Annotated in this window: 21 protein-coding genes and 2 pseudogenes; 8 read left to right on the top strand and 15 right to left on the bottom strand. The window is 41.1% G+C overall.

Features of this window, described 5'->3' with window-relative positions; genetic code table 11:
- Positions 1–168: 168 nt before the first annotated feature.
- Together OCU56_RS13855 and OCU56_RS13850 are read right to left on the bottom strand one after the other, a co-directional pair.
- The gene (locus OCU56_RS13855; protein ID WP_261875322.1) at positions 169–477 is read right to left on the bottom strand and encodes a DUF1330 domain-containing protein; all 309 of its coding nucleotides are present in this window, start codon (positions 475–477) and stop codon (positions 169–171) included.
- A gap of 27 nt (positions 478–504) precedes the next feature.
- Complete coding sequence (locus OCU56_RS13850; RefSeq protein ID WP_261875321.1) at positions 505–1,248, bottom strand: putative quinol monooxygenase; 744 nt, start codon at positions 1,246–1,248, stop codon at positions 505–507.
- Positions 1,249–1,519: 271 nt separating this feature from the next.
- On the opposite strand from OCU56_RS13850, the gene OCU56_RS13845 reads away from it, so the two are divergent.
- Positions 1,520–1,933, top strand: a complete 414-nt coding sequence (locus OCU56_RS13845) for a hypothetical protein (RefSeq protein ID WP_261875320.1) — start codon at positions 1,520–1,522, stop codon at positions 1,931–1,933.
- A 401-nt stretch (positions 1,934–2,334) separates the two neighbouring features.
- Entirely contained in the window at positions 2,335–3,207 is an 873-nt protein-coding gene (locus tag OCU56_RS13840) for a radical SAM protein (protein WP_261875319.1), read from the top strand.
- Between the two features lie 75 nt (positions 3,208–3,282).
- Here the strand turns inward: OCU56_RS13840 and OCU56_RS13835 are convergent, their stop codons facing one another.
- Entirely contained in the window at positions 3,283–4,194 is a 912-nt protein-coding gene (locus tag OCU56_RS13835) for a LysR family transcriptional regulator (RefSeq protein WP_261875318.1), read from the bottom strand.
- Positions 4,195–4,830: 636 nt separating this feature from the next.
- On the bottom strand, positions 4,831–5,298 hold the full coding sequence (locus OCU56_RS13830) for an RDD family protein (RefSeq protein ID WP_261875317.1): 468 nt from the start codon (positions 5,296–5,298) through the stop codon (positions 4,831–4,833).
- Positions 5,299–6,129: 831 nt separating this feature from the next.
- Here OCU56_RS13830 and OCU56_RS13825 point away from each other — a divergent pair.
- Positions 6,130–7,341, top strand: a complete 1,212-nt coding sequence (locus OCU56_RS13825; RefSeq protein WP_261875316.1) for an IS256 family transposase — start codon at positions 6,130–6,132, stop codon at positions 7,339–7,341.
- A 248-nt stretch (positions 7,342–7,589) separates the two neighbouring features.
- Here OCU56_RS13825 and OCU56_RS13820 read toward each other — a convergent pair whose 3' ends face one another.
- From OCU56_RS13820 to OCU56_RS13795, 6 genes are all read right to left on the bottom strand, one after another.
- A complete protein-coding gene (locus tag OCU56_RS13820; RefSeq protein WP_261875315.1) occupies positions 7,590–8,354 on the bottom strand; it encodes a hypothetical protein in 765 nt (254 codons plus the stop codon).
- Positions 8,355–8,458: 104 nt separating this feature from the next.
- Complete coding sequence (locus OCU56_RS13815; protein ID WP_261875314.1) at positions 8,459–8,713, bottom strand: hypothetical protein; 255 nt, start codon at positions 8,711–8,713, stop codon at positions 8,459–8,461.
- A gap of 75 nt (positions 8,714–8,788) precedes the next feature.
- On the bottom strand, positions 8,789–9,799 hold the full coding sequence (locus OCU56_RS13810; protein WP_261875313.1) for a hypothetical protein: 1,011 nt from the start codon (positions 9,797–9,799) through the stop codon (positions 8,789–8,791).
- Positions 9,800–10,907: 1,108 nt separating this feature from the next.
- Positions 10,908–11,360, bottom strand: coding sequence for a J domain-containing protein (locus OCU56_RS13805; RefSeq protein WP_261875312.1), 453 nt, complete (start codon positions 11,358–11,360; stop codon positions 10,908–10,910).
- The gene (locus OCU56_RS13800; RefSeq protein WP_261875311.1) at positions 11,353–11,586 is read right to left on the bottom strand and encodes a hypothetical protein; all 234 of its coding nucleotides are present in this window, start codon (positions 11,584–11,586) and stop codon (positions 11,353–11,355) included. Before OCU56_RS13800 ends, OCU56_RS13805 begins: the two co-directional genes overlap by 8 nt.
- Positions 11,587–12,261: 675 nt before the next feature.
- Positions 12,262–13,134: an SDR family oxidoreductase gene (locus OCU56_RS13795; RefSeq protein ID WP_261875310.1), complete on the bottom strand. Its 873-nt coding sequence runs from the start codon at positions 13,132–13,134 to the stop codon at positions 12,262–12,264.
- Between the two features lie 158 nt (positions 13,135–13,292).
- Between OCU56_RS13795 and OCU56_RS13790 the strand changes: the two genes are divergently transcribed.
- Positions 13,293–14,204, top strand: coding sequence for a LysR family transcriptional regulator (locus OCU56_RS13790; RefSeq protein WP_261875309.1), 912 nt, complete (start codon positions 13,293–13,295; stop codon positions 14,202–14,204).
- Positions 14,205–14,268: 64 nt separating this feature from the next.
- Here the strand turns inward: OCU56_RS13790 and OCU56_RS13785 are convergent, their stop codons facing one another.
- Positions 14,269–14,877: a TetR/AcrR family transcriptional regulator gene (locus tag OCU56_RS13785; RefSeq protein WP_261875308.1), complete on the bottom strand. Its 609-nt coding sequence runs from the start codon at positions 14,875–14,877 to the stop codon at positions 14,269–14,271.
- 100 nt (positions 14,878–14,977) lie between these two features.
- Between OCU56_RS13785 and OCU56_RS13780 the strand changes: the two genes are divergently transcribed.
- Together OCU56_RS13780 and OCU56_RS13775 are read left to right on the top strand one after the other, a co-directional pair.
- Entirely contained in the window at positions 14,978–15,994 is a 1,017-nt protein-coding gene (locus OCU56_RS13780) for an SDR family oxidoreductase (RefSeq protein WP_261875307.1), read from the top strand.
- A 453-nt stretch (positions 15,995–16,447) separates the two neighbouring features.
- Entirely contained in the window at positions 16,448–17,674 is a 1,227-nt protein-coding gene (locus OCU56_RS13775; RefSeq protein WP_261875306.1) for a dipeptidase, read from the top strand.
- Between the two features lie 197 nt (positions 17,675–17,871).
- Here OCU56_RS13775 and OCU56_RS13770 read toward each other — a convergent pair.
- The 4 genes and pseudogenes from OCU56_RS13770 to OCU56_RS13755 all read right to left on the bottom strand — a co-directional run.
- Positions 17,872–17,958: pseudogene (locus tag OCU56_RS13770) on the bottom strand (cysteine hydrolase); the annotation flags it as partial.
- A 13-nt stretch (positions 17,959–17,971) separates the two neighbouring features.
- A complete protein-coding gene (locus OCU56_RS13765) occupies positions 17,972–18,712 on the bottom strand; it encodes an SDR family NAD(P)-dependent oxidoreductase (protein ID WP_261875305.1) in 741 nt (246 codons plus the stop codon).
- 22 nt (positions 18,713–18,734) lie between these two features.
- Positions 18,735–19,136, bottom strand: coding sequence for a nuclear transport factor 2 family protein (locus tag OCU56_RS13760; RefSeq protein WP_261875304.1), 402 nt, complete (start codon positions 19,134–19,136; stop codon positions 18,735–18,737).
- Positions 19,137–19,200: 64 nt separating this feature from the next.
- Complete coding sequence (locus tag OCU56_RS13755; protein ID WP_261874150.1) at positions 19,201–20,148, bottom strand: IS30 family transposase; 948 nt, start codon at positions 20,146–20,148, stop codon at positions 19,201–19,203.
- A 153-nt stretch (positions 20,149–20,301) separates the two neighbouring features.
- Between OCU56_RS13755 and OCU56_RS13750 the strand changes: the two genes are divergently transcribed.
- Both OCU56_RS13750 and OCU56_RS13745 read left to right on the top strand, forming a co-directional pair.
- Positions 20,302–21,228, top strand: a complete 927-nt coding sequence (locus OCU56_RS13750) for a LysR family transcriptional regulator (protein WP_261875303.1) — start codon at positions 20,302–20,304, stop codon at positions 21,226–21,228.
- A gap of 178 nt (positions 21,229–21,406) precedes the next feature.
- Positions 21,407–21,931: pseudogene (locus tag OCU56_RS13745) on the top strand (IS66 family transposase zinc-finger binding domain-containing protein); the annotation flags it as partial.
- Between the last annotated feature and the right edge of the window lie 336 nt (positions 21,932–22,267).

Below are 22,267 nucleotides of genomic sequence, written 5' to 3'. Positions count from 1 at the left end.
TCCTGGCGATTATTTAGAATAAGCTAAATACTGATTCTATATCTAAGCTAATTATTAATTCAAAAATCAATTTATACTAACACTCTAGATATACACGATAGAGTCGAACCTCAATGAAAGCTGATGTGACCCCATAAAGTTGGACTGGTGTTTTAATCATCGAATCATTTAAGCAAAGTCATCTTTAGCTTCAATTAGAGCGTGGTGGCTTACTGATCCCGCCGTACGTGCCTTTAGGTGTGGGACGTAACCAGGGTCATTCATAAAATCAACGGCTGCTTGACGAAAAGGCCATTCTATTACGATGCGAAGTGCTGGCTGGTCGCGATCACCCTCTAAGCGCTCATGGCTATTAGTTCGTGCTAGGTATTTACCACCATATTGCGCCACTAACTTGTTTGCTGGACCAATGTACGCTGGGATCCAATCATCATTTGTTAGTGTCACTTCAAGAACTGAGTAAAATTTGTTAGACATAATCATGCTCCCTTTTTGTTCATTGGCTTATTTAGCAAAACCACCAAATGGCTTCAAAAGTAGTGGAGACAAGGCCGCGTGTTTTTCTCGTAACTCTTGTGGTAAATCGCCTAGATGTACCATACGTGTTGGTGTTGCTGCAGCAATCCAACGCTCTGCATGATCATTCCAGTTTTCAATATGGATGTGTGATGCCTCAAGATCTTTAAAACGCTCATACACTAGGATGTCGCCTTCATCAGACATATAGTACTGGTAGTTCAGTGTGCCTTCTTCTGTTTTTGCGCGCTCTACTTGAGATGTCATGACTTCTTTGAACGCCTCTAGATGCCCTTCCTTCAATTTTGCTTCAACAATCCAACCAAAGTTTTCAAACGTTGTTGAGCCATCTTCACGTTTTATCTCGCTGCCTTCAGCCTCTTTTCGAGCGAAGCCACCTAAAGGTTTTAACCATGTTGGCGATAGGACTGCATGACGCTCACGAACATCATCAGGTAAGTCACCTAGGTGTAGCATACGAGTTGGGGCTGCGGCGGCAATCCAACGTTCAGCGTGATCATCCCAATTTTCAATATGTTCGTGTGACGCATCTGGATCGGCAAAGCGTTCATATACCAAGATGTCACCTTCATCAGACATGTAGTATTGGTAATTCAGTGTCCCATTCTCTGTCAAAGCCCGTTTGATCTGTGAGTTCATCACTTTTTTGAAGTTTTCTAACTCACCTTCATTTAACTTTGCTTCAACGATCCAACCATTATTTACAAACATAATATTTCTCCAGCTTTCTTAGCGAGCACATTTGTGCTCATTTATCGACATTGAACGATCACTCATTTAACCACTCACAATTTATTGTGCTTGAGAGCTGTGTCCTCACCAGTGATGAACAAAATTTAGTTGATGAACTGAACCATAACAACAGCTGCAATTGTATAAACACTATATTTATTTTGTTTACAATGGCGCTTTAAGAATGGCTTTTTTTAGTGTTCGCTGAAGGTGTTTAATGGTTATGTGCATACACAAGTAAGGAGAGAGAGTGGCTAAGTTTGTTCTAGTTAAAGGGGGGTTAACTGCAAACCCTCGATGCAATCGACTCAAACAAGAGGTGTACATGATAAAGTTTTCACCACTAGCATTAGCCGCTGCAATCATCCTGCCGCTCACGACGCTAGCGGCAGAACAATCTCAGTTACTGATTAGCATGCCTGATAACTTTAACTCTCCCGCGAGCGCCGATATTGACACTTTGGGCAATGTGTATTTTTCATCGCCAAACTTCCATAACGAGACGTTGATGAAAGCAGGTGATATCGATACGCCAAAAATGGCCGCGATCGGTAAGTTAGCCACCGAAAACCAAGTGGCAACTTGGTACGCTTTCAGTGAAGCCGATTTGCATCCATCGATGTCGACGCGGTTGCAACCGGTTTACTTTTCACTAATGCGTTAGTGTGGCAAGACAGTGACCTGTTTATTTCTGACACTGTGCTGAAAACAGAAAATAACAAACATCTAAGTGGCGTTTATAGATTGTTCGCGGTAAGGATGTAATCGTGACGAACTTCGATGCTGTATTTGATAGTCCTGAAATGGTCAATACATCGGCAGATCGCCCACATAGGCTGTCAATAATTAAGCTTGAGTAAATGAGAGCCCCCCACAATACAATGAAACAGGCATTGTTGGAGACATCCATCAGTGCTTTTTTCATTTAAACGCTAAAATTATTTACAAAATGCATAAAGTGATTATTAAATGGTGGGTATTATCAATTTAATCCCACTCCATTAAACTCACATCATCAACAAAGTTAATAAAGCACAGTCACGTGCACTCGCTGGAGATACCATTATGCGTTACGAAGGTAAAGTCTATCGCCCTTGGACAGAGGCTCGCAGTATTTTAATCCAAACTACACTTGGTTGTAGTATCAATACTTGCACATTTTGTAGCATGTTTGACGATAAGCGTTTTAAAGTGCGAGATATCGAAGACGTATTTAAAGATATAAAACAAGCTCGTATCATTTATCCTTTTGTAGAGTCGGTTTTTTTAATTGATGGCAATGTAATGGCCGCTCGTACTGACTATCTATTGAAGGTTTTAGATAAATTGAAGAGCACGTTTCCAGAGGCAACTAAAATTTCAATGTACAGTGGTCTCAACGACTTCCGCCGTAAAACGGTAAATGAACTAAAAGAAATTAAGGATGCCGGTCTTGATATGTGTTACTCAGGATTAGAGTCTGGTGATCCTATTGTTCTTGAGCGCATAAAAAAACGTATGACTGCAGAGCATGCCATTGAGGGGATGGCGATGGCGAAAGAAGCTGGGATTCAGACTTTATTATCATTCATTTTTGGACTAGGTGGCCGTGAACGCTCTGATGAGCATATTGAAGCAACGACAGAAATTTTAAATATTACTCAACCGGAAGAGATTGCCCCTATGGCACTCGCCGTACAGCCCGGGACGGTGATGGAGCAACAGGTTCAGCGGGGTGAGTTTATCATGCCCACACAAATGCAGGTACTGCGAGAAGAAAAGTACCTATTAGAAAACCTGAATATCGATACATTTTACTGGGGTGATCACGGTAATAACTTAGTACCGCAAAAAGGTTTTTTGCTAGATCAAAAAGCGCAATTCTTAACAAATTTAAACGCTGCGATTACTTCCAACCCGATGGCACAAGAAAATGTGATTCAAACTTTCGCTTGGTAAATTTCAATAAAGTACAGGCCCGAATCTGAGATCTGTACTTTATCTGGGATCTTTTCATTAACTGCGACACTTACCTTATTTATTTTCTAAAAAAAGCTTGTCCCAGTATGGGGTCTCACCAAAATAGTCTTTAAAGAAATCGATGAAGGCTCTAACTTTGGGGGCAAGCAATCTTGAACTCGGGTAAACCGCCCAAATTGCTGATTCGGATACGATTGGAAAATCCGCTAATACCTGAACTAATTCACCACGCTGTAAGTAGTCGTGACAACACCAGGTTGAGCTCACAGCTAGGCCTAATCCATGTGCGCAGGCATCACGTACAGCCTCACCATTATCCGCTTTAAAAACACCTTGGGTTTTCACGGTTAATGGACCATTTGGGGTTTCGAAGATCCATTGCTCAAAGCCACTGAGATTCACAAACTGATGCTTAACAATTTGAGATGGATGAATAGGCGCACCATGTTGCTCAATATAGGCCGGTGATGCCAGTACAATACGAGTGTCCATTGCCAACTTACGAGCAACCAGCGTGGAGTCTTTGAGTTCTGCATTTCGGATCGCAATATCAAAACCACCTTCAACCAAATCGATGATTGAGTCTGACAGTCGAAAATCAACTTTTAGTCCAGGATGCGCCTCCATAAACGCTTGCATCGCAGGGATCATATGCATGCGACCAAATGAGGCTGGAGCAGAGACTCTTAGCACACCACTTGGTAAATGATTACCAACACCAACCGAGGTTTTTGCGGCTTCTACCGCATCGATCACCACTTCGGCATGAGGCAAAAAGGCCAAACCCTCTTCTGTTAGTGCAACCTTTCGAGTCGTTCGATGCACCAAGCGCACGCCTAATGCTATTTCAAGCTTGTTAATATACGAACTTGCCACTGCGGGTGACAAGCCTAACTCTTGCCCAGCACCGCTGATATTGTGCGTAGCAGCAAGACGAACAAACAGTTTTACATGCTCGATATTCATAGTTTCAACATCGTTAGTTAATAATCCAATATAACAACAATGATTATTTACAATATGTATATAAAGAGCAAGGTATCACAGAAATTTAAAACGAATCGGCGAATGGTTATCAATGCTATATCTCACATAACACCCGAAATGAGCAAACACATAACTGTACATTAAAAATCAATGATGAGGCTGTTATGCGTCTCTGTTTCGCCTTCTCAACCTTATTGATAAAGTTCTCTGAATTGGAATGGTCGAGTAGACGACACTTGTTACCAAGTGCCGCCCGTGCAACTTTCACTGCATACGGATCAAGCCTCTACTAAGGCATCATTGATACCCAGCAACTTATAACGCAGTCGGGACAGGCTCTTTCCAAGAGTTACGAGCTAGCCTTTTGGCCACAGCGTATAAACCACTTCCGCGGCTTCCACAGTAACGCACCTTGCACAGATTCACTTGTGTTCGTCATACTGACTACCTAGCACTCACCCGACTTTATGTGGTTGTCAGGAGAATCAACCTCTCACGATTTAGATCCTGATTGGTCTGTGACTAATCTTCGTTACATTGTCAGAGCCGCTACTTTATTCGGGCTTGTTCAACACCCGGATAAAGTGTTGGGAGCGCGACACGTATCCTTATTTGTTAGCTTGAGATTACTCGCGTCTTCGCCACCCTATCATGCAGTGCTCGTTTCTGTTTACCGAAAATCATTACAAGGTTGATTAGGCTTAATATCCCACCAACTATTGGGACATATGAAATAAACACCATAAATGCATAGCGTTTGAATACAAGATCTTGAACCTTAGCTTGGCTTCCATCTAAGTTCACGACCTTAATTTTCATGGCTTTTTTACCTACAGTTTGACCAGATTGTCCCAACAGTTTCCAGTTAACTACGCAGTAAAGACTAAAACCCAATAGTGCCATGATTAGCTGATAACTAAACGAAGGCTCTACTGGAGGAGATTCTGCAAGACCGTCAAAGCCACCTGTAAAATACGCCAAAGGTAGCATAACAATGCCTAGTACAACTGAATCAATTATTGCCGCCCCAACTCTAGACCAACGTGAAGCCAGTAAGTATGGGTTATCTTGTATTTCTTCCATGCTTATCTCTTTGTGATGAATTCCATTCGTAAGCTAACATTGTTAATAACAGGTCAGGTCGTTTTTCTGCTTGCCTAACGTTCATTAAAGCTACCATAACTCACTGAAATATAATTCATTCACTTCACATTTCGCATTCTGTCTTTACATAAAAACGAGCGTGCGTGTTATCACTTTTTGACAATGCGCGTTATCTTAGGAAGATAAACACTAATCCTATGATTAACAACCACTTATTAGATCTTGTGTCGGAAAAACGAGACTGGGCTCTTGGGGCAAAACAAGCCATTTTTCATACTTAAACCGAGTTCGACCCCAATAAACTGTATAAATTCACAAGAGTTGGATTCTAGAGCGCCGAGCAAACTTGGCCATATAGTTGGATGGTTTGGCATAAGGAAAAGTAAGTCAAATGCCAAGTAGAATGTTGTGCAGAAAAACTAACTTAAAACATAAAGGGGCACAAACAAGTTAGATAGACGTGTATTAGCGCCCGCATTTGCGGCTGGTTTGAATCGCAGCGGAAAACCAGTCCGATTTGAGAACTGACAGGTTGAGTCTAAATTAAAGCACTTGTTATTTTTACATTAGTGCATTGATCATTGAAACTAGAGCTTCCTCGTTTTCCACGAGATCTTTGTATTTTGCTTTATGTTTACCACCAGTAAAGACACGTCCTAGTGATGTCGACACACTGTCACTGGCTATATTTTTAACATCGGTTATGCCAGCAATTGGTAGTGGTAATCGGTCAAATCGAACAACCAGAGACTGTCCTAAATTCTGTGTAACTGCCTACACTTAATGCCGTAATGGCTAAGGAAAGGCAACATGGATAAGAAAGCACTTGAAGCTTTTGCTAAAGAAGCAGCAAAAGGAATTAAAAGCCCTGAAGATTTAACCGAATTCAGTCAGATGCTCAAAAAGATCACTGTTGAAGCAGCTCTCAATGCTGAAATGGATGAGCATCTTGGCTACGAAAAACACCAACAATCCAAATCAAGAAATAGCCGTAACGGAAAGAGTAGCAAGCGGATCAAAACCGAAGATGGGGAGTTCGAACTCGATACACCTCGTGATCGCAATGGCTCTTTCGATCCTAAGCTCGTTAAAAAACACCAATCTCGATTTACATCTATGGACGATAAGATTCTGTGGCTCTATGCACAAGGCATGAGCACGCGTGACATCGTCAATGCCTTTGAGGAATGGTACGGCGCTGAGATTTCACCGAGTCTCGTTTCGCGAGTGACAAACGCCGTCATCGATGAAATTGTTGTGTGGCAGTCCCGTCCGCTTGATGCCCTTTACCCCATAGTATACCTTGACTGCATTGTGATTAAGGTGCGTCAAGATAAACGTATTATCAACAAATCCATCTTCCTTGCCCTTGGAATTAATACTGATGGGCAAAAAGAATTGATGGGCATGTGGATAGCAGAAAACGAAGGTGCAAAGTTTTGGCTTAATGTTTTGACGGAGCTTAACCAACGTGGCGTTGAGGATATACTTATAGCTTGCGTGGATGGCCTCAAAGGTTTTCCTGATGCTATCAATACCGTGTTCCCTGAAACACATATTCAGCTATGCATCGTTCACATGGTACGTAACTCTCTGAAATACGTCTCTTGGAAAGACTATAAAGCCGTCACGGCTGACTTGAAGCGAGTATACCGTTCGGCAACAGAAGACGAAGCGTTACTTGAATTAGAGCGTTTTGGTGAAACCTGGGACGCCCAGTACCCTCAAATAACCAAGTCTTGGCGTAATCACTGGCAAAACTTGAATACGCTATTTAACTACCCGCAAGATATTCGAAAAGCCATTTACACAACTAATGCGATTGAATCACTCAACAGCGTGATACGTAAGGCTTTGAAGAAGCGTAAAATCTTCCCAAATGATGAAGCGGCAACTAAGATGGTTTATCTAGCGATTAAAGATGCCAGTAAAAAATGGACGATGCCCATTCAAAACTGGCGTCAGGCGATGAGTCGATTTATCATCGAGTTCGAAGACCGTGTCGAGAAGCACGTTAACTAAATGTCAGTTACACAGAATCTGTTACAGCCTCAACAACCAGTCTAGTCTTAGTTTTGGGGTCGAACGGAAATGCAGCCCTACTACCATCAACAAGCTTATATGACCAAAATTTGTCTGTATTATCTTTTTATGAATCTCTACTATAGACGATACTTTCCCCAAGATATTTACTGCATCTTTTCCAGATATTTTCATATTTTGCTATGTACTTATACGTACTTTAATTACCAAACTTACTCAAAATTGCATTATAAGTTAGCTACTTTTTTCATTAGTAATTGTTTCGCTACATCGAGTTTATCTGGGTCAACTTTGTTACTTAACTTATCTCGTTTTTTGTTTCCAAGAAAATAGGCAACGCGCTCGGAGTTTGCTCCGCTTGGATGTGGTAAGCCTAAGAGAAGTTGGCTACTTTGAAGTACGCCTTGCTTAACCATATACTCACACGCTTGCGATGCTGCTACTCCTAAAGGTAACCATAGACAATCAGAACCTAGCTCTTGTATCTCTTCCGCTAAATATGTATCGAGCATATTTAGTAAGAAAGGCGATGAAGTGACACGTGGTGTACCATTGTAATTGTTCCCATTAGCGAGCACAGTTGGATAACGAATAGCACTGGTATAGTGGACAAGTTCACTCTTCGCCTCAAACAATTCTATACAACTATCTAATCCAAGGCGTTTATTCAATCCGATCTCATCCATCATTGCACTTAATGGTTTTCTAAATCCTTTAAAACTAGCCACCTTCTTTGCTGAGTTCGAAGCCACCTCAATGCTATCACCTGCAATCAAATGGTTACGAGCAATTCGATTAGCTTCCATTGCTTGAGTTTTTCCTGGAGTAATTCCACAAATGACAATTTTTGCACGGTTGTTAATATGTTCAAAAGGAGAATAATAAACCGATATTTTACTGTCTTCGTGAAGTCTCAAACTTGATGACCATGGCTCATTTGAGTTGCATGATTTAATGGCGTCTATGAAGTGGTTTAACGTTTTCTTTTCCATGATTGCTCTTCCATTATTTTATAATCAGTGTGTTGTGGTGATTACAACACCGTCACGAGATAATACTATGTAAGGTTCTTTTTCGATTGTTTAAATGTACTCTCTCAGCTCAATTTATGCGCGACCGTTATAACTATGCCTCTCTCTGAAACAATGGCGTAATTATCTTTTTCGACCAATTGCATACAAGCTTTGAAGACTCTACGTAGTCTCTTTTTCTCTCTGTGGTCGAGTTCCAAAGATATAGCTCCTTGGATATGTTTTATTTCACAACCAAACATGTTCAATACTTCAATACAATCTGGAGTGATGCCTCTTTGCTGAGATCTTAGTTTTGCATGTTCAGTAAGTTCAATCATTCTGAAATCCTCTTTCTAAATTATTCCTAATCAATAACACCGAAATTAACAGCAGATTTAACTCCGCGGGTGGATTCAGTTTATCTTGATTGAGCTCAGTCCTACTAAGCTCGCGGGAGTTTTTATATCACGCCCACTCATCCGCACTTTATATCCTTTTTGAAGGTAACCCAAAATATCTTCTATAGAGTCTATGTAGATATAGTCCTCAGCGAATCGAGTCATGCTGACAACGTATTTGCCATTACTGTGCTTATGTGGGACTTGAATCTGGCCTTGATTTTTCCCAGACCGAGTTATGTAAGTTAATATTGTTTGTGATCTCTTGGGAGTTACCGATACTCTGTCGAGAGGAGACTTTGTTCCACCTTCTATTTCTAAAGAGAAACTCTCAACAAAGTGTTTCCGTTTTGTAAGCCATTCAATTGCGTCAAAACGGGTCACTAATTGCTTTCCATCCTCTTTGAAGGTTTGTAAACGATCTTCTTGCGAATATGCTGCGTTTCGAATCGAATTAACGTTTTTTACATTAGCTAATAGCGCTATTTCGTAAAGGTTAAAATCTTCAGCATGAGCAAATGGGAAAAAGACGCTAACAGTATCCCAGTCTTCATCAAGATTTATCCCCAAATCTAACTTTAAACGCGCGAGGTATTTGTGCAACATAGTCAAAACGAGGTAAGACGGCGACTCTGCTGAGAATAATTGCTCATATATAAAATCATTCATGTGCAATATAGGCAACATTCTTAATAAATCATCGTCAGAAAGGGTTCGCTGAAAGGCAATATTTCCTAATTGACCATATTGGTACATCGCATCAAAGAGCTTGTAAATTGGCACACTTTCAAGCATTTCTTCTGGATTTTCAACATAGTCCCATGTTTCAACAAATGCATTATGCTCCATTTCTTGAATCGCTTTCCCAAATGTCTCGGAAGACGCTAATTCAACCGCACCGATAAGCGTAAAACACGCTTTTTGGTACGTTTTATGGTCAATAAATCCAGTTACATCAAGTCTCGGTATCAATGAATAACTACGAGTTTCGGCGATGCTTTCACTATCAATTTTTTTAGTCATCATGCCTCCTTGGTAGGCCGTATAGTGTCTTACAATTACATCTTGTGGCTACTTAATGTATATTAGTCCGCATATTTTGCCTATGCAAATTTTTTAATAATTTATTTAACAGCGAAGTTCAACTAACCTAAGGTACCCACTAGGCATGTAACTGGTAATACGAAAAGTAACTCAAATAGCGCTTTGTTGAAGTGAGTGGTCAATCAATCGAAGTAAAGAATAAAAAAGTGAGCCAGTCATGTAACCAAGTTAGCAAAAGGTGGATTCGCTCAAAACGTGAAGTCATAACAGGGTGTTTCCAGCACCCTCTGACTAATGACCGTTTGAATTCTCACTTGTTGTCAAATAGGCCGCGAGCACGCTTTGGTATTTGATATCGAAGTTGCCAAATGTCGTTAGCGCTATGCATAAGTTATCGCATAATTTAATACCTGCGTTTAGTGCCAGTCCAAAATGCGGGTTACGATATGGAGATCCCAAAAACGAATGGCAAAAGAGAACTATTGGATAATCAGAGAGTTAAGGAGTTTTTATCGGAGGAAGTTGAGTGGAGGCTCTGTAATCTACTCACATCATTAAATGATATACGTATGTTCCCTTTATTTGTGTGATTCATAGTGATGGTTTCAACCTTACTCTAGCAAACTTTGGGGCAAAAGTAATTCAGTCCTATTGAGTCAAAGCGCAAAAAACACAAATCATGGATATTGATTAGTTTTCAAAATACAGCTTTCAAACAAGGGTTGTCTTCTAGAGTCAACCTACCTCAGTTGGCAAACAAGGGGGGTGGTTTTCCAAAACCTACCTACCCCAACTTTCAAAAAAGAGAGGAATACCGTAACTAATAAATATTATTAACTCACTTCTGGACACAACATAATTAGAGTTCATCAGGGTCAATCGTAGCGGATTCGACTCGATAGCCTCGTACGACTTGTAGAAAGTCGATGAGGTTCATTTCAAGCTACTCATCAAAGAGCAATTTACTAATAAAAGACAACTACACGATTGGGCTTGTTCAACACCCAGATAAAGTGTCGGCTGGGCGACACTTATCCTTATTTTTTATGTTATGTTACGTTTGTTTGCCTCCTCAATTTATAGATTTTAACTAAAAACAGACCAAAACTAGTATAATGATTGCAGCATAAAGTACTAAGGCGTATTTTGTTTTATGGTAAAAAGCAGAAGCTCCAGCAGCTGACATGCCGACTAGATCATCTAAGGAAGCCTTGGCAATCTCTTTGGCTTGATTCCTTGCATTCTTGATCCATCTGTACAATATTTCATCGTCAAATACATACTCTTCTTCAGCACTGCTTGAGGTGTACATACTAGAAGCTTTGAATGACTTATATTTTCCCAACTCTCTGTCATACTTAATGCGTGCCTCATCATCAATTAGTATTAATCGAGCCTCATTAATAATTACCATTCTATCTTTGGCATCATTAGAATTATTTTTATCTGGATGCCATTTAAAAGCTTCCCTTTTATAAGCTTTATTAATTTCTTTAGTGGACGCGTTGTCACTTACATTTAAAATCTCATAATAATTAATCATCAAGATTCTTGTTTAATACAGTTTTATTAGAATCTTCTGATGATTTTCCTTCATATTTATATATAGCTCGAATTGCGGCGCCAGCTCCACCAAATAAAATAACCATTTCTAATGCTCCTAACCTTGATTGCATTATTCCTTCAACTATTAGTTTTATGCTACTGGCAAGTATGAGTATAAAAACGATCAGGGCAGTTTTAATAAAAAGTCTCATTAATTTTTTCATTTGTAAATTCTCATTTTAGATTAAACATTTTCCAATATAGGAAATAAAGTGCTGACTACGTCAAGTAACATAACATTGTTAATAACTGGTCCGCTCATTTTCCGCTTGCCTAGCTTGCATTAAAGCTACTACAACCCAATGAAATATAATGCATATACTTCACATTTCGCATTCTATTTTTACATAAAAACGAGCGTGCATGTTATAACTTTTTAACAATGCGCGTTATCTTAGGAAGATAAACACTAATCCTATGATTGACAATCACTTATTAGATCTTGTGTCGGCAAAATGAGACTGGGCTTGTAACCACCCCCTAAAATAGGTGTATTCCGATTTAGAGTTCTTCCGTTTAAACTAACTTAAAACATAAAGGGGCAAAAGTAATTCAGCCATATTGAGTCAAAGCGCAAAAAACACAAATCATGGGTATGGATTAGTTTTTAAAATACAGCTTTCAAACAAGGGCTGTTTTTAAGAACCAACCTATCTCGACTGGCAAACAAGGGGGGTGGTTTTTAAGAGCCTACCTACCCCAACCTTCAAAAAAGAGAGGAATACCGTAACGAATAAAGGTCATTAACTCACTTCTGGATAAAAGTGAGTTTCGGAAAATAGGAAACGGGCAACTAGTGAATAACTACAGGTATGAAAAGCCATTCATTTGGTGGTGATTTAGTCCTGTTTAGTCGCTTCTATAGATTGAGAAAGCTCTTGAGCAAATGCTGAAAAGGTACGAGGTTTACGACCCGTTACTTCTTCAACGGTATTGGTAGTTAGGCCATAATCACCTTGTTGGAACCAAGTGATCATTCCCCCTATTTTGTCCGATAACCAGTCACCTAACCCCGCCTCTTTTAATGCACCGACAAGTGCAACTTCAGGGATGTCAATGTAAGTAATCTTTTTACCACTGGCATCACTCAATAACTGTGCATGCTGAGTTGAAGTTAGAGCTTCCGAGCCAGTAATATGATGAGTTTTACCTTCATGACCACTTTCTGTCAGAGCAACAACTGCAACCGCAGCGACATCGTTAATATCAACAAGGCTAAGTGCGGTGTCACCTAATGATGAATAGAAACGGCTCTCAGCGTTAATGCTTGGCAGGTTAGCGTAGAAGTTTTGAAAAAAGGTGTTGGGCTGAATCAAGGTATAGTCTAAACCCGATTGTTTGATCAGGTTATCTGTATACGCGTGCTCTCTGATCACTTCTGAAGTTGCATCTAAACTTGCTTTCAGGCCCGACTGCTTAACAATGTGTTTTACGCCAGCTTCTTTTGCAGCCTGAATGACATTTTTCACCCAAGTTGTTGCTGAAGGATGAATAGGCGTTAACAAATAAATTTTTTGGATATCTTTAAATGCGGAAATCAATGAAGAGACATCATTGAAGTTTCCAATACGAATACGTTCTTTTTCTAAATTGAGTTTTGAGGCTGCTTCATATCTTGTTGCCATAACGTTAAAATCAGCTTGCTTGTCTTTTAACTGATTAATAATTGCTGAACCTGTATTGCCTGTTGCGCCCAAAACTAAAATTGTCATCGTGAATTATCCTGTGGTTTATAACGAAATAACGAGCCCGACTGCTCGTGAATAAAACCACTATAGATTAAACCGATAATTTTAAGTACACTGATGAACGGGAAGGATAGTCCCGAAAAATGGGTTAATAAATCACTCTCAATCATCGGGTGAACAGAATGAAATACAGCAGTGAGTTAGTTGTTTTTATTGAGGTGGCGCGTCTTGGCAGTTTTGCAGAAGCTGCACGTTCACTTAACCTACCCACAACAACCATCAGTCGGAAGATTCAACTACTTGAAACAGAGCTAGATGTACGATTATTTAATCGCACCACCAGATCGCTATCTCTTAGTGAAGTTGGAGAGCGCCTATTGCCTAGGGCAAAGCTAGTGGTTGATACTGTGCGTGAATTGAAAGATGAAGCGACATTTCACAAAGCGAACCCTGTAGGCACTTTACATATTTCTGCACCTGCAACGGTGTTTTACCTTCTTGCGCCGTTGTTTTCGGCGTTTTCAGCTAAGTATTCAAGCATTAAACTAGAGTTTGACTCTTCAAGTCGAACCAAGGATTTAACCGCAGAGCGAGCTGACTTTGCCCTACGCCTTGGACCACTTAACGATTCCTCACTCATTGCTCTCCCCATATCTCGATTAAACTATTCTCTAGTCGCTCATAAGCAACTAGTAGAAAATCAACCGTTAATTAAGACACCTGAAGATCTGTTAAAGTGGCCTAGTATTCTTAACCACAATGATGGTTTGATATTGCCGTGGCGCTTTATGGTTCAGGGAGAGTCAATTGACCTAACTATGGATCACAGCTTGTTATTGGATGATCTTCTAATATCGGTACAGATGGCCTTGCAAGGTGCAGGAGTTGCGTATCTGCCCACTGGATTAGTTCAACAGCATATAGATGAAGGAAAACTAATAAGCTTGTGTAAGGAATGGATCCCACAAGGAAGAGAGTTATATCTGGTATATCCCGATAAGCAACACTTACCTTCTAAATCTAAAGAGTTCATCCATTTTATCAAAAGCAAAGGCAAAGAAATTACAGTGTTGTTAAATGGTAAGTCTGTTTAGCATCCAAAATGTTCATCAATAGATGAACATCCCCGGAGCTAAACATTCATGAGGTTATGGTTCGCTATCTAAGAACGGAGAGAGCAACCTGCAATATAGCCCTAACATCCTCACTGGTTTCGCCCTTCATCATCTGTGATTGAGCAAAACTGATTTGGGCATAAATATAGATAGCAGCAAATCGGCTATCCATATCCATCATTTTGAACTCACCTTTCTCTTTTGCCGCATCAATCCATTGTTCAAATGCCTGTATGACATTTTCATAGGTTTTATCGATTTTCTCGATTGTTGATTCACCTAAGTTCAAACGCGACTCTTTCATATTCGCAAACAGGCACCCTTTGAGCATTTCAGAGGTTTCATCTGCACTCGTACTGTAGAGTGCTAAACTTTGTAGGGTGTCATTGAATGGCGCATCCAAACTCAAAAAGCTGAGCATCGGGCCGAGTATTGTCTTGTCGTAACGCTCTAGCACGGCATGCATCAAACCATCTTCGTTTCCAAATTCGCGATAAATACCTGGCTTAGATACACCTGCCAGTTTGCACAATTCATTGATCGACACCTGCTTGATACCGAGTTTCCAATAACTTTGTTGTGCAATATCTAACACGTGGTTACGGTCGAATTTTGTGGGACGACCACGAGATGCTTTCTTTTCTTGATTCATATTTTGATACCGAGTGGTATTTTATTGTTGACAGGTAAATGACTTAGCAATAAGATACCACCCAGTACTTATTTAGGCAAGAAACTTCAAGGCTCCTACTATGGCAAAACAAATCGTTCTATTGACTGGTATTTCAGGTTTTATTGGTCTTCACATTGCTAAACAACTTTTAGACCAAGGCTTTCACGTTCGTGGCTCTATTCGTAATATGAAAAAAGCACAGAGCATCACAAATACGCTAGAGAAAGCATCAGTGAATATAAGCGAATTGTCATTCATTGAGCTAGACCTTACGTCAGACAAAGGCTGGGATAATGCCGCCAAGGGGTGTGACTATGTTATGCACGTCGCTTCACCGTATGCAGCGGCTGAGCCAAAACATGAAGATGATATGATCAAGCCTGCTGTCGATGGCTCACTTCGCGCATTACGTGCAGCGAAAAAGGCGGGCGTGAAGAGAGTCGTATTAACCAGCTCTACGATGACGATGATGGCCACAATGAAGAGTGGCACATTCGGTCCCAATGATTGGGCAGATATCCACTCTAAAGACATTGGCACCTACGCAAAAAGCAAAACCTTAGCGGAGCAAGCTGCTTGGGAATTTATGGAAAAGCAACACTCTGCAATGGAGCTTGTAACCATTCATCCTGGTGCAGTATTTGGGCCTGTATTAGGAGATAACATTACAGGGCAATCCATGACAATGATTGATCAAATGCTACGTGGAAAAATCCCAATGCTCGCCGATGTGACTATGCCTATGGTCGATGTTCGTGATGTGGCAAATATCCATGTACAAGCAATGACGGCTACTAAGGCTGCCGGTCAGCGTATTATTGCTTCTCATGCCGAGGCAACTCGCCTTGTAGATATTCCCAAAATACTCAAAGAGCATGGCTACAAGGGGCCAAGCACACGCATCGCGCCAAACCTATTAATACGTTTTATGTCTCTATTTGATAATGAAGCAAAAGGTATGGTGGGTTTGCTGGGCATGAATGTTCGTGCTGACAACAATAAAGCACAAGAGCTATTTGACTGGAGTCCTCGTCCGTTTTCAGAAACTGTACTTGATGCTGCAAAATCGATTATAAAGACTCAGGAAAAGTCATAGCTTAGAGAGAGCTATAGAGCTTTCCTATACATACTGAGACGCCCAAAATTATTGTCAGCTTTGGGCGTTTCTTTTAGCCAAATTGGAAATGACTTTCCCATATCATCATGTCATAAGTGTGTATTCGACTAGCGACTTCATTACATATTCTAATGGTGTACGAAAAGGCTTCTAGCTTGGATAGCGGCATTTCTGCGTTACGATGATCTGCCCCGTCAGCACGGATTTGGATAGAAGTATGTCAGTACTTCTCCTAAATTAGTAATTCATAGATAACTACAGGTATGGAAAGTCGTTAACTTTATGTCCAGTATAAATGGTACAGATCACCACAGTTCAAACTAAAAACTAACACATCACTTTATATATTAAATGATGTCCTATACTTATTTGAAATCATTGACTATTTCAAAATAATTATTAAACAATACACATATTGGATAAGGGACTATCATGCGTAAATTACTACTTGCGACGACCATTGCCTCGCTACCTACAGTGGCAACCGCATCTATTGAAACCAAAGACTGGCATGAATTTGCATCTAAAGACGCTCAAAAACATGTCGTCGATAACATCGTACTCGACTTTTACGCTTCACCAAGCGGTACGGGCTTTACCAAAGATTCTGAAGTGGCGAACTATATTGATTTGGCTCATGAGCGTGGCATCACTGGCGCATCGGTGACCCTTGGCGCACCACATACACCTAACCTGCTTGCGTTTAAATCTGAGCACGGAAAATGGACTAAAGCGTCTTCTTCAGCAAAAACACCGATTCGTTACGTTAAGAGCGTCGATGATTTTCAAAAAGCGCATGACAATGGCGAGTACGCCATTATGTGGGCAAGCCAAACGACCATGCCGTTAGAGGGTGATGCAGCAAACGTGGCCGTCATGGCTGAGTATGGCGTCAAAACCATGCAGCTCACTTACAACGAAACCGAACTGACAGGCTCTGGCGTGATTTCAATGATCAACGGAGATACCAGTGGTTTGACTGAGTTTGGTAAAGAGGTACTTGATGAGATGGTTAAGCATGGCATTACCGTCGACCTCTCTCATACTTCTCATTACACAACGCAAGGCATTACTGACTACATGCAGAAACATCATAAAGGTGTGCCTGTCATCTACTCACACTCTCCTATCGCCTCTACTTATGGTTGTGAGCCACATGAAACACTGACGGAAACAGAAAAGCGTATGGCGCAGAAGAACCTAAAAAAAGGTGATCCAGACTTTCGCCTAGCCGCTTGTTACCGCCTTCTTTCTGACGAACAAGCGAAAACTGTTGCTAACATGGGCGGTGTTATCGCTGTGACCGCAACCGAGTGGATGATGGATGGTGTGTGGCCTGAAGACATTACACCTAAGCAGTTTGCCGAAATGATTGATGGCGCTGTAAAAGTCGCCGGTATCGATCATGTAGGCATCGCAACCGATGATATGATGACCACAGCGAAAGTGGTTCCTTTCACCATCGCAAACCCAGATAAGTACGCGGATAACGGCTACATGGTTAATGCCTTTAACAAAGGTTCTACAGGCTGTGCGGAACTGTCAAAACACATAGCAGGTGTCGTCGATAGCTTATGGGCAATGGGTTATTCGAATGATGATTTAGCCAAGCTATTCGGTGGCAACCTAATGCGAGTTTATGAGCAAACATGGAAATAAAACGGACCTAATTCCAGACTATAACAGTAATGCTCACAGCTAGAATGATGTGAGCGTTTTTATTATTCAATCATAATAGATAGGACAACTTGGATTGATCAATCCAGTCCACAGTATGCGGCTACAACCTTTGTTGAGCAGTTTAACTATGGAGTGAAAGATGCTTTATTACTGAAGTGTGATGTCCCTGTTCCTACAGTCTCAGATAGTGACCATTTAGCACCATCGTAAGAAAGGAAATAATCATTCTGGTAATCAACCAGTAGCAACGCGATATTATTCATTATTAGGTAAGTTTTAACTTAAACCTAATCCGCCATCAGCACCAATCACCTGACCGGTTATCCAAGAGCTTTCTGGCTCAGCCAACTTAACAATCCAGCGACTTATATCTTCAGCATTGCCACGTCGCCCCATTGGGATCATGGATTCTTCTTGTTTTTCGACCTTATCAGCTTGCTCTTTAGAAAGCCCCATCATCCCAGTCAATGCACCTGAATAGGTTGGTCCAGGAGCGACCGCATTAACTCGAATGTCAGGAGCAAGCTCTAGCGCCCATGATTTAGTCAGATAATCGACCGCGGCTTTGCTTGCACCGTAATGAGATAGGCCCGCAGCAGGCATATGACCAATCGTGCTCGAAATGTTCACAATATTGCCTTTGTTTTCCTTGATATATGGTAGGCTAGCTTTTGAAAGCAAACTGGTAGCGACAACATTAATAGAGAATATATTGGCAATATCTTCACCATTCATTTCATCTAGGTTTGCATTAGTTCCAGCTCCTGCGTTGTTAACCAACACATCAATGCGTCCCCATTTTTCTATCGCAGCGTCAACGATGATCTGAGCACTAGATTCATCAGAACTATCCGCAACAATGGTTTCTATGCTTGCATGGCACTTGGCGACTTCAGCCAAAGGCTCTGCCCTGCGCCCTGTAATTAAGACATTAGCCCCTAATCGAGCAAATTCTAACGCGGCAGCTTTACCTATTCCGTTGCTTCCGCCTGTAATAATGACAACTTTATTGTTCATAATAATGTCCGATTTTAGGTAATTAAGCTTCAGCAAGTGGACGAAGGAAGATTTGCTCGCGTAAAACTTGCCAGCGTCCATCTTCAAATCGCAGTTCAATGTTGCAAAGTAATTTCATTTCTTCGCCATTCATTCCGCTGTGCTTGCGGCTTAATACGCACACAGCTGAGTCACCTAAAATGTGGTAATCATGCCATTCTGCCCATGTGTTTAGCTGGGTTTTGCCTTCTTCCGCTTGCTTAGCAAAGTGCGTCTTAAACTCAATTTTATTAAACGTTTGTACTGTGCTATCAGGCATAATCAGCGTGGTATGAAAGTCTTCGTGATAGATAGTATCTAGCGCTTCGATATCGAAGCTAGTTGCGCGGTCAATTAGGTGATCCATTGCTTCACGAATTGCTTGTTTAGTATGAGTAGCTTTCATTATTTATCTCTTCTATTGCTTAGTTGATCCCGAATTCAACTCCGAAGTGCGACATTCTTAATATTCAAGTAGCCTCCATCATTTCTCTAAAAATGACAGCAGGTTGCTTGAACCCTAAACACTTTTTTGGACGATAATTAATTCGTTGTTGCGCCCTTTCAATATCATCATCACTAACCGTTCTTAGATCTGTTCCTTTCTTTACGTACTGTCTCAACAGGCCGTTAGCATTTTCATTCGCTCCTCGTTCACAAGAGCTGTAAGGGTGTGCGAAGTACACGTCGGTTTCTAATGCCCGTGCTATTTCTTCATGACCTGCAAACTCACGACCATTATCTGCGGTAATAGTATGAACGAACTCTTTATAAGGCTTCAGCATTGCTATGGTTGCGTTAGTCACGTCTTTTGCTGACTTAGAGGGCACTTTCTGTGTCAGATAAAAACGCGTTTGACGCTCTAAGAGAGTGACAATTGCCCCCGTTCCATGCTTGCCTAAGACCGTATCAATTTCCCAGTCACCAAAGCGTTCACGACTATCAACAATGTCAGGCCTTTCATCTATTGAAACTGCGTTTTTGATTGCAGGTGCTTTCTCTGTCTTGCCCCGTCGATACCGCTTATGGCCTTGGCGCAAGTGCTTAAATAGCTTTCCACCTTGTCGCTTATTACGAGCGACGAATCGGTAAATCCACTCATGGCTCACTTTAGCCCCTGCGCGGGTTAAGACATTAGATATTTGCTCTGGACTCCAATCGATAGACAACAGAACCTCTATAAAATCTATACGCGATTGAGGTACTTGATACTTACGGGCTTGCCGTCGTTTTTCTATTGATTGATGATGTGCTTTGTCTGGCCGATATTGTTCTTTCTTGCTACATCGCTTCAGCTCTCGATAAACGGTTGAGCGATGGCATTTAACTGTCTTAGCAATTTCAGATATTGAAATTCCCCGTTCCAAAAGGGCAGAAATTTGATATCTTCTTCCCTCGGTCAACTGCTGATAATTCATAGTAGTTCTGCTTGTTTCTTTGGCGAGAAGAGCGTACCACTTTCGGCAGTTGGCTTCCTCTTCTATGCCTTTCCATGAATGTCGCAGTTATTATCTGAAATCGGGATACAGCAAATATTACCCCTACTTGATTAGCTATAGAAGATAGCTAAAATGAACACCATCTATTCCAAAAATGAATACTATATGGATCAAATTGGTGCGATGCGTGTGTTTCTACGCGTAATACAAACAGGCAGTTTCTCGGCAGCAGCAAGAGAGCAAAATACTTCTCAGGCAACTGTCAGCAAAAAAATATCAGCTCTAGAGGATAAGCTTGGTGTAAAGTTGATAACACGAACGAGCCGAGAGTTGTCGCTAACACAAGCAGGTCAGGAGTATTTCGGGCATTGTGCGAGTATTTTGCAGGAAATCGATGAGGTTGAAGCAAGTATGCGTTCACAAGTCAGTACACCAAAGGGAACACTACGTATTGCTGCTCCCGCCCCAATAGCTCGAATATTGTTGGCTCCGCTTATTGCTGAATTTCTAAATGAGTATCCTGAGATAGAGGTGGACTTGGTCATTGATGAGCGCCATATCGATCTGGTTGCTGAAGGCATTGATATCGCTATTCGCGCTAAGAAACTGGAAGATTCATCACTAATCGCAAGGCCTTTATTTCGTAACCCCTTAAAATTGGTTGCCTCGCCTGATTATCTGACAAAGCATGATAATCCAACTAGGCCAAACGATCTAAAATCTCACAACTGTATCGTTTACACTTTCAACCGCTCATTAAACAATTGGCACTTTATCGAAGATAATCAAGAGATTTCGATACCAGTTCGTGGCACAGTCCGCAGTAATAGTGGTGAAACCAATTTAGAAATGGCACTTGCTGGGCTAGGTATTACTCAACTACCTATATGGATGATGGAGCGTTATCTGGAAAATGGCGAACTGGTTCAAGTATTGAATGATTTTTCGAGTGATACGGTTCCAATTAACGCGATTTATCCGCATAGCCGCCATATACCTTTGAAAATACGTTGCTTTGTAGACTTCATCCAAGAAAAGCTACGGGGTAAATACCCATAGACTACCCATACTTAATGCACCCCGCGATATAAATATAAACGTGTGACCTTCTTGCCACTAGATAAGATCCATGTTTTGTCGCTATCATGCTAGACACATGTGACTAGCACTATCCAGTTAAAACACGCCTTAGCCAAATATCAACCCAGAAAGCCAAGATGTTGCCGAGCTACAAGCGATGCTAAGAACGCTGTTGGCGTCAGAAACCCAATTGAAACAAGAGCGCCAGTCGCTACTTGAACAGCTCAAGCTTGCCTTCGACCGTCAGTTCGCTAGACGCTCAGAGGCGTTAAAACCTTACGATGAATCACAAGGTAACCTCTTCAACGAAGCGGAATGTGAAGCTGCTAAGGAAGAAGAGGTTGAAGTGGTCACGACGACGACCACAACGAAAAAGCGTGGTAAACGTAAACCTCTACCTAAGACTTTGCCTCGTGAGGTTATCGAACTCGATATAGACGACCATGAAAAGCAGTGCGCTTGCTGCAATCATAACCTTCATAAAATCGGTGAAGACCGCAGCGAGAAATTAGAGTTCACGCCAGCGGTACTCAAAGTTCTGGAATACGTTCGTCCTAAATATGCTTGTCGTCAATGCGAGCAAACTGAAGACAACAACCGCATCGTTCAAAAACCAGCACCGCAGAGCATTATCCCTAAAAGCTTCGCGACAGAAAGTTTATTGGCCAATATCATCCTTGGTGTCGTCAGACAATAGAGTCTGATCAGAAAGGCATCCAGATAAGACCGATTCTGACGGTAAAAACCGTAAAGATTGATCACTTTTAGAAACGCTTGTGCAACATTACGCTCAGACTGGACAATAAAGTTTGATCGCTTTTCTACGTTAAGTTCAATAAAATCAATGTTCTGCTGACTGATACAGCTACCATCCTTTGCCAAAATGAACAAACTTTATTGGCTTCCGACAATTGGGCAAAAGTAATTCAGTCCTATTGAGCCAATAGCACAAAAAATGCAAATAATGGATATTGATACGTTTTTCAAAATACAGCTGGCAAACAAGGGGTGGTTTTTA

This window comes from Vibrio rarus, from assembly GCF_024347075.1.
Classification (GTDB): Bacteria; Pseudomonadota; Gammaproteobacteria; order Enterobacterales; family Vibrionaceae; genus Vibrio; species Vibrio rarus.
Note: the sequence above shows the minus strand (reverse complement) of the source record. Positions and strands in the feature narration are given on the sequence as shown.

What these genes read in the sequence shown, in the direction of transcription:
- OCU56_RS13855 (WP_261875322.1), bottom strand. Translation starts at nt 477, where the DNA reads ATGTCTAACAAATTTTACTCAGTTCTTGAAGTGACACTAACAAATGAT.
- OCU56_RS13850 (WP_261875321.1), bottom strand. Translation starts at nt 1,248, where the DNA reads ATGTTTGTAAATAATGGTTGGATCGTTGAAGCAAAGTTAAATGAAGGT.
- OCU56_RS13840 (WP_261875319.1), top strand. Translation starts at nt 2,335, where the DNA reads ATGCGTTACGAAGGTAAAGTCTATCGCCCTTGGACAGAGGCTCGCAGT.
- OCU56_RS13835 (WP_261875318.1), bottom strand. Translation starts at nt 4,194, where the DNA reads ATGAATATCGAGCATGTAAAACTGTTTGTTCGTCTTGCTGCTACGCAC.
- OCU56_RS13830 (WP_261875317.1), bottom strand. Translation starts at nt 5,298, where the DNA reads ATGGAAGAAATACAAGATAACCCATACTTACTGGCTTCACGTTGGTCT.
- OCU56_RS13825 (WP_261875316.1), top strand. Translation starts at nt 6,130, where the DNA reads ATGGATAAGAAAGCACTTGAAGCTTTTGCTAAAGAAGCAGCAAAAGGA.
- OCU56_RS13820 (WP_261875315.1), bottom strand. Translation starts at nt 8,354, where the DNA reads ATGGAAAAGAAAACGTTAAACCACTTCATAGACGCCATTAAATCATGC.
- OCU56_RS13815 (WP_261875314.1), bottom strand. Translation starts at nt 8,713, where the DNA reads ATGATTGAACTTACTGAACATGCAAAACTAAGATCTCAGCAAAGAGGC.
- OCU56_RS13810 (WP_261875313.1), bottom strand. Translation starts at nt 9,799, where the DNA reads ATGATGACTAAAAAAATTGATAGTGAAAGCATCGCCGAAACTCGTAGT.
- OCU56_RS13805 (WP_261875312.1), bottom strand. Translation starts at nt 11,360, where the DNA reads ATGATTAATTATTATGAGATTTTAAATGTAAGTGACAACGCGTCCACT.
- OCU56_RS13800 (WP_261875311.1), bottom strand. Translation starts at nt 11,586, where the DNA reads ATGAAAAAATTAATGAGACTTTTTATTAAAACTGCCCTGATCGTTTTT.
- OCU56_RS13795 (WP_261875310.1), bottom strand. Translation starts at nt 13,134, where the DNA reads ATGACAATTTTAGTTTTGGGCGCAACAGGCAATACAGGTTCAGCAATT.
- OCU56_RS13790 (WP_261875309.1), top strand. Translation starts at nt 13,293, where the DNA reads ATGAAATACAGCAGTGAGTTAGTTGTTTTTATTGAGGTGGCGCGTCTT.
- OCU56_RS13785 (WP_261875308.1), bottom strand. Translation starts at nt 14,877, where the DNA reads ATGAATCAAGAAAAGAAAGCATCTCGTGGTCGTCCCACAAAATTCGAC.
- OCU56_RS13780 (WP_261875307.1), top strand. Translation starts at nt 14,978, where the DNA reads ATGGCAAAACAAATCGTTCTATTGACTGGTATTTCAGGTTTTATTGGT.
- OCU56_RS13775 (WP_261875306.1), top strand. Translation starts at nt 16,448, where the DNA reads ATGCGTAAATTACTACTTGCGACGACCATTGCCTCGCTACCTACAGTG.
- OCU56_RS13765 (WP_261875305.1), bottom strand. Translation starts at nt 18,712, where the DNA reads ATGAACAATAAAGTTGTCATTATTACAGGCGGAAGCAACGGAATAGGT.
- OCU56_RS13760 (WP_261875304.1), bottom strand. Translation starts at nt 19,136, where the DNA reads ATGAAAGCTACTCATACTAAACAAGCAATTCGTGAAGCAATGGATCAC.
- OCU56_RS13755 (WP_261874150.1), bottom strand. Translation starts at nt 20,148, where the DNA reads ATGAATTATCAGCAGTTGACCGAGGGAAGAAGATATCAAATTTCTGCC.
- OCU56_RS13750 (WP_261875303.1), top strand. Translation starts at nt 20,302, where the DNA reads ATGAACACCATCTATTCCAAAAATGAATACTATATGGATCAAATTGGT.